This window comes from Rhodococcus sp. K11/5 (assembly GCF_055193735.1).
In genome coordinates this window covers 2605285-2620295 of the sequence record NZ_CM143721.1, presented here as the reverse complement: position 1 = coordinate 2620295, position 15011 = coordinate 2605285, and the positions used below count along the sequence as shown (strand labels likewise).

At 68.0% G+C, this 15011-nt stretch carries 15 protein-coding genes; 12 read left to right on the top strand and 3 right to left on the bottom strand.

The window, feature by feature from the left end:
• The first annotated feature begins 11 nt into the window (after nt 1–11).
• The 3 genes from thyX to ACY466_RS12365 all read left to right on the top strand — a co-directional run bounded on the left by thyX (nt 12) and on the right by ACY466_RS12365 (nt 3611).
• The gene (gene thyX, locus ACY466_RS12375) at nt 12–758 is read left to right on the top strand and encodes an FAD-dependent thymidylate synthase (RefSeq protein ID WP_463245678.1); all 747 of its coding nucleotides are present in this window, start codon (nt 12–14) and stop codon (nt 756–758) included.
• Between the two features lie 61 nt (nt 759–819).
• A complete protein-coding gene (gene dapA / locus ACY466_RS12370; protein ID WP_463245677.1) occupies nt 820–1749 on the top strand; it encodes a 4-hydroxy-tetrahydrodipicolinate synthase in 930 nt (309 codons plus the stop codon).
• Entirely contained in the window at nt 1746–3611 is a 1866-nt protein-coding gene (locus ACY466_RS12365; RefSeq protein ID WP_463245676.1) for a ribonuclease J, read from the top strand. Before dapA ends, ACY466_RS12365 begins: the two co-directional genes overlap by 4 nt.
• Before the next feature lie 4 nt (nt 3612–3615).
• On the opposite strand, the gene ACY466_RS12360 is transcribed toward ACY466_RS12365, so the two are convergent.
• On the bottom strand, nt 3616–4392 hold the full coding sequence (locus ACY466_RS12360; protein WP_463245675.1) for a sulfite exporter TauE/SafE family protein: 777 nt from the start codon (nt 4390–4392) through the stop codon (nt 3616–3618).
• 76 nt (nt 4393–4468) lie between these two features.
• Between ACY466_RS12360 and ACY466_RS12355 the strand changes: the two genes are divergently transcribed.
• The 3 genes from ACY466_RS12355 (at nt 4469) to ACY466_RS12345 (ending at nt 9302) form a co-directional block, all read left to right on the top strand.
• Nucleotides 4469–5098, top strand: coding sequence for a TIGR03085 family metal-binding protein (locus ACY466_RS12355; RefSeq protein ID WP_463245674.1), 630 nt, complete (start codon nt 4469–4471; stop codon nt 5096–5098).
• An 81-nt stretch (nt 5099–5179) separates the two neighbouring features.
• A complete protein-coding gene (locus tag ACY466_RS12350) occupies nt 5180–7960 on the top strand; it encodes an FtsK/SpoIIIE family DNA translocase (protein WP_463245673.1) in 2781 nt (926 codons plus the stop codon).
• A 253-nt stretch (nt 7961–8213) separates the two neighbouring features.
• On the top strand, nt 8214–9302 hold the full coding sequence (locus ACY466_RS12345) for a TerC family protein (protein WP_463245672.1): 1089 nt from the start codon (nt 8214–8216) through the stop codon (nt 9300–9302).
• A 75-nt stretch (nt 9303–9377) separates the two neighbouring features.
• Here the strand turns inward: ACY466_RS12345 and ACY466_RS12340 are convergent, their stop codons facing one another.
• Together ACY466_RS12340 and ACY466_RS12335 are read right to left on the bottom strand one after the other, a co-directional pair.
• Complete coding sequence (locus ACY466_RS12340; protein ID WP_463245671.1) at nt 9378–9668, bottom strand: YciI family protein; 291 nt, start codon at nt 9666–9668, stop codon at nt 9378–9380.
• A gap of 52 nt (nt 9669–9720) precedes the next feature.
• On the bottom strand, nt 9721–10320 hold the full coding sequence (locus ACY466_RS12335; protein WP_463245670.1) for an amino-acid N-acetyltransferase: 600 nt from the start codon (nt 10318–10320) through the stop codon (nt 9721–9723).
• 161 nt (nt 10321–10481) lie between these two features.
• Here ACY466_RS12335 and pgsA point away from each other — a divergent pair, with 161 nt between their 5' ends.
• The 6 genes from pgsA to ACY466_RS12305 all read left to right on the top strand — a co-directional run bounded on the left by pgsA (nt 10482) and on the right by ACY466_RS12305 (nt 15001).
• Nucleotides 10482–11066, top strand: coding sequence for a CDP-diacylglycerol--glycerol-3-phosphate 3-phosphatidyltransferase (gene pgsA / locus ACY466_RS12330; protein ID WP_463252262.1), 585 nt, complete (start codon nt 10482–10484; stop codon nt 11064–11066).
• Between the two features lie 305 nt (nt 11067–11371).
• The gene (locus tag ACY466_RS12325; protein ID WP_463245669.1) at nt 11372–11713 is read left to right on the top strand and encodes a helix-turn-helix domain-containing protein; all 342 of its coding nucleotides are present in this window, start codon (nt 11372–11374) and stop codon (nt 11711–11713) included.
• 169 nt (nt 11714–11882) lie between these two features.
• Entirely contained in the window at nt 11883–12701 is an 819-nt protein-coding gene (locus tag ACY466_RS12320) for a PspA/IM30 family protein (RefSeq protein ID WP_463245668.1), read from the top strand.
• Between the two features lie 71 nt (nt 12702–12772).
• Nucleotides 12773–13504, top strand: a complete 732-nt coding sequence (gene pspM, locus ACY466_RS12315; RefSeq protein WP_463245667.1) for a phage shock envelope stress response protein PspM — start codon at nt 12773–12775, stop codon at nt 13502–13504.
• A 136-nt stretch (nt 13505–13640) separates the two neighbouring features.
• Complete coding sequence (locus tag ACY466_RS12310; RefSeq protein ID WP_463245666.1) at nt 13641–13823, top strand: hypothetical protein; 183 nt, start codon at nt 13641–13643, stop codon at nt 13821–13823.
• A gap of 23 nt (nt 13824–13846) precedes the next feature.
• Nucleotides 13847–15001: a glycosyltransferase gene (locus tag ACY466_RS12305; protein WP_463245665.1), complete on the top strand. Its 1155-nt coding sequence runs from the start codon at nt 13847–13849 to the stop codon at nt 14999–15001.
• Nucleotides 15002–15011: the final 10 nt, after the last annotated feature.

The following is a 15011-nucleotide window of genomic DNA, read 5'->3' as shown; positions in this document are numbered from 1 at the left end:
GTGTTCTGCACGTGCAGATCGCCCCGCTGACCGTCCGACTCGTCTCCACCACCAGCTTCGTCCCGCCCGACGACGTTCCGTGGGAGACCGACGCGGACGGAGCGCAGGCACTGATGGAGTTCGCCGGCCGGGCCTGCTATCAGAGTTGGGACAAACCCAATCCTCGCACCGCGACCAACGCCGGCTACCTGCGCCATCTCTTCGCGGTGGGCAACTGGTCGGTGCTCGAACACGCCAGCGCGGGTTTCTACATCACCGGAATCTCGCGATCCTGCAGCCACGAGTTGATCCGTCACCGGCACTTCTCCTTCTCCCAGCTCTCGCAGCGGTCGGTCTCCGAACGCGATGCGCAGATGGTGCTTCCGCCGGCCGTGGAGGCCGATCCCGCGCTGCGCGCGATGTTCGCGTCGGCCACCGACGCCAGCCGCGCGGCCTACGACGAGTTGCTCACGGCTCTGGAAGCCACGGCGGGACCGGACTCACCCGCGGTGGTCGCCGGCAAACAGGCGCGTCAGGCCGCCCGCGCGGTGTTGCCCAACGCCGTCGAGACCCGGCTGGTGATGACCGGCAACTTCCGCTCGTGGCGGCATTTCGTGTCGATGCGCGCCACCGAACACGCCGACCTCGAGATCCGACGACTCGCCGTCGAATGCCTCCGCACACTGCAGCGCACCGCGCCGGCCGTGTTCGCCGATTTCGACATCGAGACACTCGCGGACGGCTCCGAGGTCGCACGCAGCTCCTACCCCGGGGAGTGACGGCGCCGAAGGGGCACTCGTAAATCTTCACGATCCGACCGACCGGGTAACCTTCCCAACCATGACCATCGGGGATACCGCCACGACGCCGAACCCTGCGCAGAGCGTGCTCACGCATCCGTTCGGCACCGTGTCCACCGCCATGGTGACGCCGTTCACCCCGTCGGGTGCTCTCGACATCGACGCCGCCGTGTCGCTGGCCGCGCACCTGGTCGACTCCGGGTGCGACGGTCTCGTCGTCTCCGGTACCACCGGGGAGTCGCCGACGACGACGGACGCCGAGAAGGTCGATCTCCTGCGGGCGGTCGTCGACGCCGTGGGGGACCGGGCCCGCATCGTCGCAGGTGCGGGCACCAACGACACCGCGCACAGCATCCACCTCGCGAGGTCGGCGGCCGCCGCGGGCGCGCACGGCCTGCTCGTCGTGACTCCCTACTACTCGCGGCCTCCTCAGGCAGGTCTGTACGCCCACTTCGTGGCCGTCGCCGACGCGACGGATCTGCCCGTGATGCTCTACGACATCCCGCCTCGGTCCGTGGTGCCCATCGAGAGCGAGACCCTGCGCCGTCTCGCCGACCATCGCAACATCGTCGCCGTGAAGGACGCGAAGGGCGATCTGGCCGCCGGAGCGGAACTCATCGCGTCGACGGGACTGCAGTACTTCTCGGGCGACGACCCGCTCAATCTCCCGTGGCTCTCCGTCGGTGCCGTCGGGTTCGTGTCCGTGATCGGGCACCTCGTGCCCGGACCGCTGCGCAGCCTGCACGCCGCGTGGTGCGCGGGAGACACCGCCGCGGCGGCCGCCATCAACGTCGGCCTGCTTCCGGTGATCCGATCCGTCGCCCGTCTCGGCGGCGTCTCGGCGTCCAAGGCCGGCCTCAAACTCATCGGGATCGACGTGGGTGAGCCCCGTCTGCCCCAGGTTCCCCCGTCCACCGATCAGCTCGACGCTCTCGCAGCCGATCTCCACGCCGCAGGAGTTCTCCGATGACCCGTCCCCCGAGACGCCGCAGCGCGAGCCGCAGCGCCGGACCCCCCGCGCCGCCCCGGAAGAAGGCCGCACCCGCCCCGACGGCCAAGCCGGCCGGCGGATCACGGAATGCGCGGCCGCGCACCCCGCAGAACTCCGCGGCGATCCAGCGACCCGACGCTCGCACCGTCGACAAGTCGCAGCGGCTCGGTTCACCGCCGAAGGCGCCGAAGAACGGAATGCGCATCGTCGCGCTCGGCGGTATCGGGGAGATCGGTCGCAACATGACCGTCTTCGAGCACAAGGGCAAGCTGCTCATCGTCGACTGCGGTGTGCTGTTCCCCGAGGACGCCCAGCCCGGAGTGGACCTCATCCTCCCGGACTTCCGGCACATCGAGAACCGGATGGACGACGTCGTCGGGGTGGTTCTGACCCACGGGCACGAGGATCACATCGGCGCGGTGCCGTTCCTGCTGCGATTGCGTCCCGACGTCCCGGTCATCGGGTCTCGGTTCACTCTCGCGCTGCTCGCCGCCAAATGCCGCGAGCATCATCAACGGCCCACGCTGGTCGAGGTCCGTGAGGGAGAACGGTCCACGCTCGGCCCGTTCGAGACCGAGTACTTCGCCGTCAACCACTCCATTCCCGACGCGCTGGCCGTGGCCATCAGGTCGGATGCGGGCATCGTGCTCCACACCGGCGACATCAAGCTCGATCAGTTGCCGCTGGACGGTCGCCTGACCGACCTCGGCGGCTTCTCGCGCCTCGGCGACGAGGGGGTGGACCTGTTCCTGGTCGACTCGACCAACGCCGAGGTCCCGGGCTTCGTCACGCCCGAGCGGGAGATCGGCGGCGTGCTGGACACCGTGATCGGCAAGGCGAAGAACCGCGTGATCGTGGCGTCGTTCGCCAGCCACGTGCACCGCATCCAGCAGGTCGTCGACGTGGCGCACCGATACGGCCGCAAGGTGGCGTTCGTCGGCCGGTCGATGGTGCGCAACATGGCCATCGCACAGGAGCTCGGTTACCTGACGGTGCCGGACGGCGTCGAGGTAGACATGGACACCGCGACCAAGCTTCCCGACGACCGTCTGGTGCTCGTGTCCACCGGTTCGCAGGGCGAGCCGCTGTCGGCGCTGTCTCGGATGGCGCGTGGGGAGCACCGTCAGATCAACGTTCGTGCGGACGATCTGGTGGTCCTCGCGTCGTCGCTGATCCCCGGAAACGAGAATTCCGTGTTCGCGGTGGTCAACGGGCTCGCCAAGCGAGGCGCCAAGGTCATCACGCAGCAGAGCGCGAAGGTGCACGTCTCCGGACACGCGTCCGCGGGCGAACTGCTGTACCTCTACAACGCGGTGCGTCCGAAGAACGTCATGCCGGTGCACGGCGAGTGGCGGCACCTGCGTGCGAACGCCGCGCTGGCCCTGGCCACCGGCGTCCCGGAGGACCGCATCGTGCTCGCGGAGGACGGCGTGGTCGTCGACATGGTCGACGGGTCGGCGGAGATCGTCGGTCAGGTTCCCGTGGGACACGTCTACGTGGACGGTCTGTCCGTCGGCGACGTGGGCGATTCGACGCTGTCGGACCGACTGGTGCTGGGCGAGGGTGGCTTCATCGCCATCACGATGGCCATCGACACCGTCACGGGCCGATCGGTCGGTACCCCGGAGGTCAACGGGCGCGGGTTCTCCGACGATCCGGCCGCGCTGAAGGAGGCGGGCGAATTGGTGGAGGCCGAACTGCTGCGGCTCGCCGGCGAAGGGGTCACCGACGCCCACCGCATCGCGCAATCGGTGCGACGCATCGTGGGTCGGTGGGTGGCGGACAAGTACCGGCGTCGACCGATGATCGTGCCCACCGTTCTCGAGGTCACCCCCGCCTGACCGATCACGGCGCCAGCAGGCGCCACAGTCCGATCAGCCCGAGCACCACGATGCACAGTCGCAGTGCGGTGGGGGAGAGGCGACGACCGTATCGTGCCCCGACGGCTCCACCCACGAGCGAGCTGGCCGCAATCAATCCTGCTGCGGCCCAACTGATTCGATCGAACGCGAAGATCGTGAACGACAGCGCGGCCACGATGTTCACCACCAGTGAGAGCAGGTTCTTGGCGGCGTTCATCCGCTGCATGTCCTCGGGCAGCAGTGCCCCCATCACGCCCATCAGCAGGATGCCCTGGGCGGCGGTGAAGTACCCGCCGTAGACGCCGACCGCGAAGGTGCCGCCGACCAGGAGAACCATCCGACCGCGACCGATTCCACCGGTGGCGCCGCTGGTGGATCTCTTCTGCGCCCAGGCCTGGATGCGAGGCCCGGCCAACACCAGCACGATGGCGAGGACGAGCAGGACGGGCACCACCGCGGTGAACGTGGTCTCCGGGAGGTGCTGCAACAGCCAGGCGCCGAGGACGCCGCCGATCAGCGAACCGGGGAGCTGCCACCGCAGGCGGTGCCATTGGCCGCGCAGCTCACGCCGGTACCCCCAGGTGCCCGACGCGCTGCCGGCGACGAGCCCGATGGCATTGCTCATGGTCGCGACGACCGGCGGATATCCGAACGCCACGAGCGTGGGAAAGGTGACCAGGGTCCCGGATCCAACGATCGCATTGATGCCGCCTGCTGCGAATCCGGCGATCAGGATGAGAACGATTTCGGTGATCGGCACAGCGTGACGGTACGCGGGCCGAAGTCGCGGATACTCCGGGGTGGGAGCGGCCCGTCGACGCCGCTACGGTTGCTCCATGTCGTACGCGCACACCGAACGTCTTCACCTCGCCGAGACGATGGCGGAGGTGGGTCCGGACGCTCCCACGCTCTGCGGAGAGTGGACGGTCCGCGATCTCGCGGCGCACCTCGTGGTCCGCGAGCGCCGGCTCGACGCCGCTCCGGGGATTTTCCTGCCGCCGTTGGCCGGGTACACGAAGAGGGTTCAGGACGGCGTCGCCGCCGGTGACTGGGTGTCCCTGGTCGACGACGTGCGGACGGGTCCGCCCGTCTGGTCCCCGTACAAGTTGCTCGACGCGAAGGTCAATCTGCACGAGATGTTCGTGCACCACGAGGACATCCTGCGGGCCACGGACGCACCGCTGTCGCCGCGGACGTTCTCGGCGGATTTCGAGAATCGGATGTGGGGTCTGCTGGCGGTGCTGGCTCGCGTGTCGTACCGGGCGTCCCCCGTGGCGGTGGTGCTCGAGACGCCGGACGGCCGCAGCCGCACGGTCGGGAAGACCGGGGCGTCGCGACGCGTCGTGTTGACGGGGAAGCCGTCGGAGCTGCTGCTGCACGCGTTCGGCCGCGATGCCGTCGTGCTCGACTTCGACGGCGACGGCGACGACATCGCCGAGGTGAACGGGCTCGACCGGGGCGTGTGACCGGGCCCGGCGCGTGAACGCTGGAATGTTACTGGTGTTGCGGATGGTCCGAAAGGGGACGGACCGACTAGCCTGACCGTCATGGCAGGCAAGACGACAACCCCCGGTTCCAGGTCGACGCGGTCCGGGGCGACCGCGGGATCGGGTGCTCGTTCGCCGAAGACCGGCGCGACACGCGCGGTCAAGGGCGGTTCCGCCGCGACCGGATCCGCGACCGGCAAGGGCCGGACGGTCACCACGCCACGCAAGCCCACCGCACCGCGCAAGTCCACCGCACCGCGAGGCGCGGCCACCGGCCGAACGCCGGCCGCGTCGAAGGCGCGCACCTCGGCGAAACGCGCTCCGGCACGCCGGACGTCACCCGGCCGCGCCGCTCTCGGATCGATGGGTCGCGGCATCGCAGCGGGGTGGTCCTTCGCCGCCCGCGGGATCGGAGCCACCACCCGTACCGTCGGCAGGGCCGGGGACATCGAACACGGACACCGACGCGACGGCATCGCCCTCGGCGCGGTCGCGGTGAGTGTCGTCGTCGCCGCCGGGCTGTGGTTCTCCGCCGGCGGGCCGGTGGGGGAGTGGATCGAGATCGCGTTGCGCGCCGTCGTCGGCAGCGCCGCCGTGCTGCTGCCGGTCCTCGGTCTCGGAATCGCGGTGGCGCTGATGCGCTCGGAGGCATCGCCGGAGACCAGACCGCGCATCGTGCTCGGCTCCGTTCTCGTCGGGCTCCCGCTGCTCGGTCTGTGGCACCTCGCGTCCGGTTCGCCGGACGACGCAGCGGGTCGCGCGTCCGGCGCGGGATTCGTCGGATTCGCCGCCGGCGGCCCACTGAGCAGTGGAGTCACGGTGTGGCTCGCCGTTCCGCTGTTGCTGATCGCCATCCTGTTCGGGGTCCTGCTGCTGACGGGAACCACGGTGCGCGACATCCCCGAGCGATTGCGCACCCTGTTCGGAACCGCGGCCGGTGGGGACGAGTACCTCGACTGGGAGCACGACGAGTACGACGACTGGGACACCGCGGACGCCTTCGCGGCCGACGGGTACGACTACGGGGCCGGTGGCCGGGACGACGACGATTTCGACGTCGACGGCTATCCCGTCGACGACACCCCCACGCGGGGCCGATCGACCCGCCGCACCACCCCGGCCGAGGCGTACCCCGCGGACGATCCGCGCTCGGAGGAGTACGTCCCGGTTCCCACACCGCCGCGTCGTCGTGCGGCCGCGCCTCCGGTCGCCGACGTACCCGCGGCGCCCGCCGCTGCACCGACGACACCGACGCGGCCCACGCCCGTCGTTCCGGCCGCCACACCGGCACCGGCGTCCGAGGACGACAAGTTGGTGGTGGACCGCGTCGTCGACGGGGACTACGTGCTCCCGTCGCTCTCGTTGCTGATCGACGGGGACCCGCCCAAGACGCGCAGCCAGGCGAACGACGCGATGATCGAGGCCATCTCCGAGGTGCTCGAGCAGTTCAAGATCGACGCTGCGGTCACGGGATTCACCCGCGGCCCGACGGTCACCCGGTACGAGGTGGAGCTGGGCCCGGGCGTGAAGGTCGAGAAGATCACCGCCCTCGCGCGGAACATCGCCTACGCCGTGGCCACGGACAACGTGCGTCTGCTCGCTCCCATCCCCGGCAAGTCCGCGGTGGGTATCGAGGTTCCGAACTCCGACCGCGAGATGGTGCGACTGGCCGACGTGCTCACCGCGCCGTCCACCCGCAAGGATCATCACCCGTTGGTGATCGGGCTCGGCAAGGACATCGAGGGCGATTTCGTCAGCGCGAACCTGGCGAAGATGCCGCACCTGCTGGTGGCCGGTTCCACGGGCTCCGGTAAGTCGAGCTTCGTGAACTCCATGCTGGTCTCGCTGCTCGCACGCGCGACGCCGGAGGAGGTTCGGATGATCCTGATCGACCCCAAGATGGTCGAACTGACTCCTTACGAGGGCATTCCGCACCTGATCACGCCCATCATCACTCAGCCGAAGAAGGCCGCGGCGGCTCTGGCGTGGTTGGTGGAGGAGATGGAACAGCGCTACCAGGACATGCAGGTGAACAAGGTTCGCCACGTGGACGACTTCAACAAGAAGGTGCGCTCCGGAGAGATCACCGCCCCTCTGGGCAGCGAGCGGGTGTACAAGCCGTACCCGTACATCCTCGCCATCGTCGACGAGCTCGCGGACCTGATGATGACGGCGCCGCGAGACGTCGAGGAAGCCATCGTCCGCATCACTCAGAAGGCGCGTGCCGCGGGCATTCACCTCGTCCTGGCCACGCAGCGACCGTCGGTCGACGTGGTCACCGGACTGATCAAGACCAACGTGCCGTCGCGGTTGGCGTTCGCGACGTCGTCGCTGACGGACTCGCGCGTCATCCTCGATCAGCAGGGTGCCGAGAAGCTCATCGGTATGGGCGATGCGCTGTTCCTCCCGATGGGTGCGGGCAAGCCGACGCGTCTGCAGGGTGCATTCATCACGGACGAAGAAATCGCGGCCGTGGTCGATTTCGCCAAGAATCAGGCGGAACCGGAATACACCGAGGGAGTCACGGCTCAGAAGCAGGCCGAGAAAAAGGACGTGGACGCCGATATCGGCGACGATCTGGACGTTCTTCTGCAGGCCGTCGAACTCGTCGTCACGAGTCAGTTCGGTTCCACGTCGATGTTGCAGAGGAAGCTCCGAGTCGGGTTCGCGAAGGCGGGACGACTGATGGATCTGATGGAGACGCGCGGCGTCGTGGGACCGAGCGAGGGCTCGAAAGCCCGTGACGTACTGGTCAAACCGGACGAATTGGACGGGTTGCTGTGGTCGATCAAGGGCGGCGATCCCGACGCGAGCGGCTCGGAGGACGACTCCATCGCGTGATCTGAGCCATAGCAGAGAACTATTTACGTGCGCTTTGTACTTTCGAGGGCATTCGCGACCGAAGAACTCGTTCCGCTGTGGCACTATTGCGTGCAGGAGGGGAGTATCCCCACTTCGCGAAAGACCCGTCAGCACGATCGAGCCCAGCCTCGATCCGGGTCGTCGGCAGAATCAGCGGTCGTGAGACGTCTGCGTTGATGCTGTGGGAGAGACCTCCGGAGCCCACCCATGGACTACCGGAGGTAGTTTTTTCATGAATGTGTCATCGACAGTCTGGATCGTCACCCTGGTGGTGATCTTCGGACTCTTCGTCTTCGACTTCTTCGCTCACGTGAAGACCCCGCACGAGCCCACGTTCAAGGAATCCGCGACGTGGTCGGCCGTCTACATCGGCCTCGCGATCGTCTTCGGTGGCATCGTCTTCTGGCAGTACGGCGCCACGTACGGCGGGGAGTACTTCGCCGGTTACGTCACCGAGAAGGCGCTCAGCGTCGACAACCTGTTCGTCTTCCTCATCATCATGACGACGTTCTCGGTCCCGCGGCAGTACCAGCAGAAGGTGTTGCTCATCGGCATCGTGATGGCTCTCGTGCTGCGCGGTGGATTCATCGCTCTCGGCGCTGCTGCCATCAACAACTTCAGCTGGGTCTTCTACCTCTTCGGCGCGTTCCTGATCTTCACGGCGTACAAGCTGATCAAGGACGCCGGACACGAGGAAGAGAACGAGATCCAGCAGGAAACCAAGATCATGCGCTTGGTCAAGAAGGTCCTGCCCACCACGGACGAGTACCACGGTGACCGTCTGACCGTGAAGATCAACGGCAAGCGACTCGTGACGCCGATGCTGATGGCTCTGGTGGTCATCGGATTCACCGACATCCTGTTCGCGCTGGACTCGATCCCCGCGATCTACGGCCTCACCACCGAGCCCTACATCGTGTTCACCGCCAACGCCTTCGCTCTCATGGGTCTGCGCCAGCTGTACTTCCTCATCGGCGGGCTGCTCGATCGCCTGGTCTACCTGTCGTACGGTCTCTCGCTGGTCCTGGCGTTCATCGGTGTCAAGCTGGTGCTGCACGCTCTGCACGAGAACGAGCTCCCGTTCATCAACGGCGGCGAGAACCTGTCCGTGCCCGAGGTCAGCACCGGACTCTCCCTCAGCGTCATCCTGGGCATCCTCACCGTCACCACGGTGGCCAGCCTGATCAAGACGCGGGGGAAGGTGGGCTCGAAGCTGCCCGATCCGGCGCACCCCGAGGACGGCCCCTCGGTCATCCCGGCCAACGCCGGCGACCGCACCTCGACGGACGTCGCGGACCGCACCCCGGACGACCGCCGCTAGATCGCACCCCGCACACGGCACTGCCCGGCACCTCCGCGAGGAGGTGCCGGGCAGTTGTCGTCGGTGGGGGAGCCGCTACGGCGCAGCGGTCAGCGCACCCATCACCGGGTTCCACTCCGCGATCGTGACGGAGTCGATCAGGTTCTCGCGAGCGAACGGATCGTCGGCGAACAGAGAACGCACCGACTCGGTGCTCTCGCCGGTGACGACGATGAGTGCGCCGCTGCCGTCGGTGAACGGTCCGGAGACGATCAGGACGTCACGGTCGAGCAACGCGCGCAACCATTCCCGATGCTCGGCGCGGTACCGGTCGCGACCGTCCGTCGTGGACGTCGAGTAGGTGTAGGTGATGGCGAAGTGGGCCACGGGTGAGACCTCCTGTGTCGGGGTGATCGGTGTGTCGGGGTGATCGGAACGATCAGAGGGTGAGCAGCATTCGGGTGTTGCCGAGTGTGTTGGGTTTGACGTAACTCAGATCCAGGAACTCGGCCACGCCGGTGTCGTAGGAACGGCACATCTCCGCGTAGACCTCGGCGTTGACGGGGGTTCCGTGGATCTCGGTGAAACCGTGTCGGGAGAAGAACGGCACCTCGAAGGTGAGCACGAAGATCCGGCGCAACTGCAGTTCGCGCGCGACGTCGAGCAGGCGTTCGACCACCAGGTGACCGACTCCGCGTCCCTTGACCGACGGGTCGACCGCAACCGTGCGGATCTCGCCCAGGTCCGCCCACAGGACGTGGAGGGCCCCGCACCCGACCACGGTGCCGGAGACCTCGGCGACCCAGAACTCCTGCACGGCCTCGTACAACGTGACCAAGTTCTTCTCGAGCAGGATTCGACCCGCGTAGATGTCGATCAGTCGCTTGATCTCCGGAATGTCGGACGTGTGTGCCCGTCGGACGACGACCCGGTCCGACGGGGTCGCACCGTCGGGCGTGGGGGTCGCCGGGATCGCTTCGTCGGATCCGTCACCCGCACTCGCGTAGCGGCCGCTGCCGGCATTCGATACGGAAGTCATGGGGTGAAGAGTAACGATGAGCGGACCCGATACTCTGGGCGTGTGCCATATGCCGGATTCCCGCCTTCGTGTTCGAGTCGAATGGGGACCCGTCGTGCGACGGGACGGGAGCAGCGGTGAACGCCGCCGGTGAGGCGTCCGCGCCGTCGGACGACGCCGTGGTGCCGTCGGGGACGGTCGTGAAAGCGCCCCTGCTGAACGTCGCCAACGTGCTGACCGTCGTGCGGATCGCGCTCGTCCCGGTTTTCCTGTGGGCGCTGCTGCGGGACGGCGGTCAGGAGACCGACTGGCGGCTCATCGCGTTCGGAATCTTCGTGGTGGCCGCGATCACCGATCGTGTCGACGGCCAGCTGGCCCGCAAGTACGGGTTGGTGACCGACTTCGGGAAGATGGCGGACCCGATCGCCGACAAGGCGCTCATCGGGGCCGCTCTGATCGGCTTGTCGATCCTCGGAATCCTGCCCTGGTGGATCACCATCGTCATCGCCGTTCGAGAGATCGGCATCACAGTGCTGCGCTTCGCAGTCCTGCGGCACGGGGTCATCCCGGCCGGTCGTGGAGGAAAGCTCAAGACACTCGCTCAGAGCGTCGCGATCGGGGCCTACCTGCTGCCGCTTCCGGACGCGATGATGCCCGTCGCGCTGGTGCTGATGATCATCGCCGTCGTGCTCACCGTGGTGACCGGCCTCGACTACGTGTTCCAGGCCCTGCGAACCCGGGTGCGGGCCGCGCGAGACCGCGGGTGACGTACCGCGTGCGCGGCCGCGAGCAGGGGTAGGGTTCACCCACCCGAACCCCGGGGTGGCTTCGAATCCGAACAAACGGGGCAAACCGAATCACATGCGCGTGATCGGTGCCTCGGAAGGGACCGGAGGGAACTGTTCTTCGGTTCGGTGCGTTACTTCGACAAGACGAACGTTTCGACTCACTGCGGTGAGCGTCGTTCGGGCACAGGTATTTTTCTCCAGCAGGAGCGTTCCAACCGCGGGACGTTCGAGCGGTGGATCACCGCACGGTACGACGATGCACGACACGATGGAGGAGGGGCCCAATGGCGCTGCTTTTGCGTGAGGCACTCGGTGACAGTCTTCGCCGAACCCGGGTCGCCCAGAGCCGGACGCTTCGAGAGGTCTCGAACACCGCGCGAGTGAGTCTCGGGTACCTGTCCGAGGTGGAGCGCGGTCGCAAGGAGGCGTCGAGCGAGCTCCTCAACGCGATCTGCGAGGCACTCGACGTGCCGCTCTCGCACGTGTTGTCCGACGTCAGCGTGTCGCTGGCGGACACCGTGTCCACGGCCGCGGGCAGTGAGGCCGCCGCGGCGTCGACACGGATCTCGGACGAGACCCGTGTCGTCATTCCCGCGCCCTCTGCGCGCGCACTCGCAGCAGCCTGACGTCCTCGCCTCGACCGATAACGACGGTTGCTCGCGACCGCGGTCGGGGCGTGGAATCATGAACAGAACAACTCTTCGACGATCGCTCAGTGACAGCGATCGTCACCGGCGGTGATGGTCGCCAGCCGGGTCGCGCAGGCGGCGGATTACATGGAGGCAGGAAGAACCGATGGCCAATCCTTTCGTCAAGGGCTGGAAGTACCTCATGGCTCTGTTCGACTCCAAGATCGACGAGAAGGCCGACCCCCAGGTCCAGATCCAGCAGGCGATCGAGGACGCACAGCGTCAGCACCAGGCTCTGTCCCAGCAGGCTGCGTCCGTCATCGGCAATCAGCGTCAGCTCGAGATGAAGCTCTCGCGTCAGCTGGACGAGGTGGAGAAGCTCAACTCCAACGCTCGTCAGGCGGTCACGTTGGCCGATCAGGCCAACGCGGCCGGTGACGTGGAGAAGGCCACCCAGTACACCAATGCGGCCGAGGCCTTCGCCGCGCAGCTCGTCACCGCCGAACAGGGCATCGAGGACCTCAAGGTTCTGCACGATCAGGCCCTGCAGGCCGCGACCCAGGCCAAGAAGGCCGTCGAGCAGAACGCGATGACGCTGCAGTCCAAGGTCGCCGAGCGAACGAAGCTGCTCAGTCAGCTCGAACAGGCGAAGATGCAGGAGAAGGTCAGCGAGTCGCTGCGGTCGATGGATTCGACGCTGTCGGCACCGGGCAACACGCCCAGCCTCGACGCCGTCCGCGACAAGATCGAGCGTCGCTACGCCACGGCTCTGGGATCGGCCGAACTGGCGCAGAACTCCGTGCAGGGGCGCATGGTCGAGGTGCAGCAGGCCAGCGTTCAGATGGCCGGCCACAGCCGCCTCGAGCAGATCCGGGCGTCGATGAAGGGTGACTCGCTCACCGCGGGACCGTCTGCGGACGGCACCCCGGCGCCGAAGAACCTGTCGTCGCCCAACGCCACCCCCGAACCGCCGACGGCCAACTGAGCCGGACGAGGTCCGTGACGATGTCGGGGAGCCGGCCGCCGGGTCTCGGTGCTCGGGCAGGCGTCCGGCGCGTGTCCGACGCCGCTCGGCCGGTTCTCGACTTCGCACGACAGTGGTCCGACCCTCGGCGACGGGCCGAGCGGCGGATACGGCGGACGCGGATTCGCGCGGCTGCTCTGGGCACCGCGAGCGGTTCCACCGCGGTGGGAACCGTCACCGTGGCCGCGGCCTCGGCGCCCGAATGGCTGGTCGTCGGTGGATCCGGCATGACCCTCCTCCTGGGAGTGCCGGCCGCCCTCGCCTACGCGAGCTATCGACGGCTGCGGTCGGCCCCGCTCCCGCCCGCTGCGCCGGGTCGTCGAGAACTGCCCCCGGCTTGTTCGGCCGCTCGGGAACCGATGACGCGCCTGGCCGGTTTTGAGACCAGCCTCCACGAGCTGCTGGCCGTGTTGGCACGAGCCGGAACGGTGCCTGCCCACGATCTGGACGACACGGCGCGCATCGCGGCATCCGCATCGGAGTCGCTGACGTCCGTTGCCCGCGACATCGTCGCGATGGAACGCGCCGCCGCCGCCAGCCCCGGCGCGGCCCGTCACCTGGAGAGTTCGGTGCGCGCCACCGCGCAACAGCTCACGGAGGGGGTCGAGCAGTTCGACAGTCTCGTGGCGGCCGCGGCTCTGCTCACGGCCCCGTCCACCGGCGCGGGCGATCACGGGTCGCAACCCCGCCAGGACGCGCTGCAGTTCGCGTCCGACCGGCTCGAGGGGTGGGCGTTCGGTCTCGAACGCCTGCGCCGTCCCTGACCCCGAGACCCGCGTCGCTCGGTCCGGGGCAACCCTGATCTTGCCCCTGAACTCAACGTCGACCCCTCGATTTCCCGCGATGTCGGTGTCACGCTGGACGCATCGGTTCGGTTCACTCAGGGAAAGCGGTCACGTCATGTTCTGGAAGATACTCGCTGCCATCGTCGTCGTCTGGGTCGTCGCCTCCGTCGTGGGCGCCGTTCTGGGCGCACTGTTTCCACTGTTGATGCTCGCGGTGATCGTCACCGGGCTCTACTTCCTCTTTCGCGCCGTCAGCGGTTCTCGGCGCGAGAAGGATCCGGTGAACCTTCGCTACTGAGACCGGTGCCCTACGCTGGTCGCATGCGAGTGGCGGTGGTGGCCGGCCCCGACGCCGGTCACGCTTTTCCCGCCGTCGCGTTGTGTCGTCGGTTGGCCGACGCGGGGGACCACGCGGTTCTCTACACCGGCGAGCGATGGTTGGCCGCGGCTCGAGCCGACGGCGTGGACGCCCGGCCGCTTCGGGGCCTCGCCCCGAGGTCGGAGGACGACAATGCCGACGCCGGGCAGCGAATCCACTCCCGCGCGGCTCACATGTCCAGCGAAATCCTGCCTGATCTGCGTGCCCTGGCACCGGATCTGGTGGTCTCCGACATCCTCACCGCCGGCGGCGGAATGGCCGCCGAACGACTCGGCATCCCCTGGGTGGAATTGGCACCCCATCCGCTCTACCGACCGTCGACGTCGCTCCCGCCTCTCGGCAGTGGACTTGCTCCCGGCCAGGGCGTACGCGGGGGCATGCGGGACCGGATCCTGCGGGCGCTGACCTCGCGATCGATACGACAGGGTGCTCGGCAGCGCTCCGCAGCCCGGGTCTCCGTGGGCCTGCCCGGCGTCGATCCCGGCCCGGCTCGATGTATCGTGGCCACCATCCCCGCGCTCGAGGTCCCGCGAAGCGATTGGCCCGCGGAGGCTCGGGTGTGCGGGCCCCTGTTGTGGGAGCCGACCACGGACGAGTTGACCCCGCCGACCGGTGACGCGCCGCTGGTGCTCATCGCGCCGTCGACGGCGGCGACGGGCGCGCGGTCGATGGTGGAGGCAACGGTCGCCGGCTTGGCCGCGAGCGGTCGGCCGTGGCGGGTGGCGGTCACCACGATCGACGACGTCCCGACGGCATTGCCCTCCTGGGCGGTGGCCGGTCTCGGGCGCCAGGACGTGTTGTTGCGGCAGGCGAGCGTCGTGGTGTGCGGCGGTGGTCACGGAATGTTGGCCAAGACGCTGTGCGCCGGTGTTCCGGTGGTGACGGTTCCCGGCGGCGGTGATCAGTGGGAGCTCGCGAATCGTGCCGCTCGGCAGGGCAGTGCGGTGGTGGTACGTCCGGTCTCCGACGAGGCTCTGGCCGATGCCGTCGTGTCGGTGGTCGACGATCCGAGATTCGCCGCCGCAGCCGCGCGAGCCGCCCGCGGTGCGACCTCGGTGGTCGACCCGGTGGCGTTGTGTCACAGCATCTTCGAATGACCGATCCGGC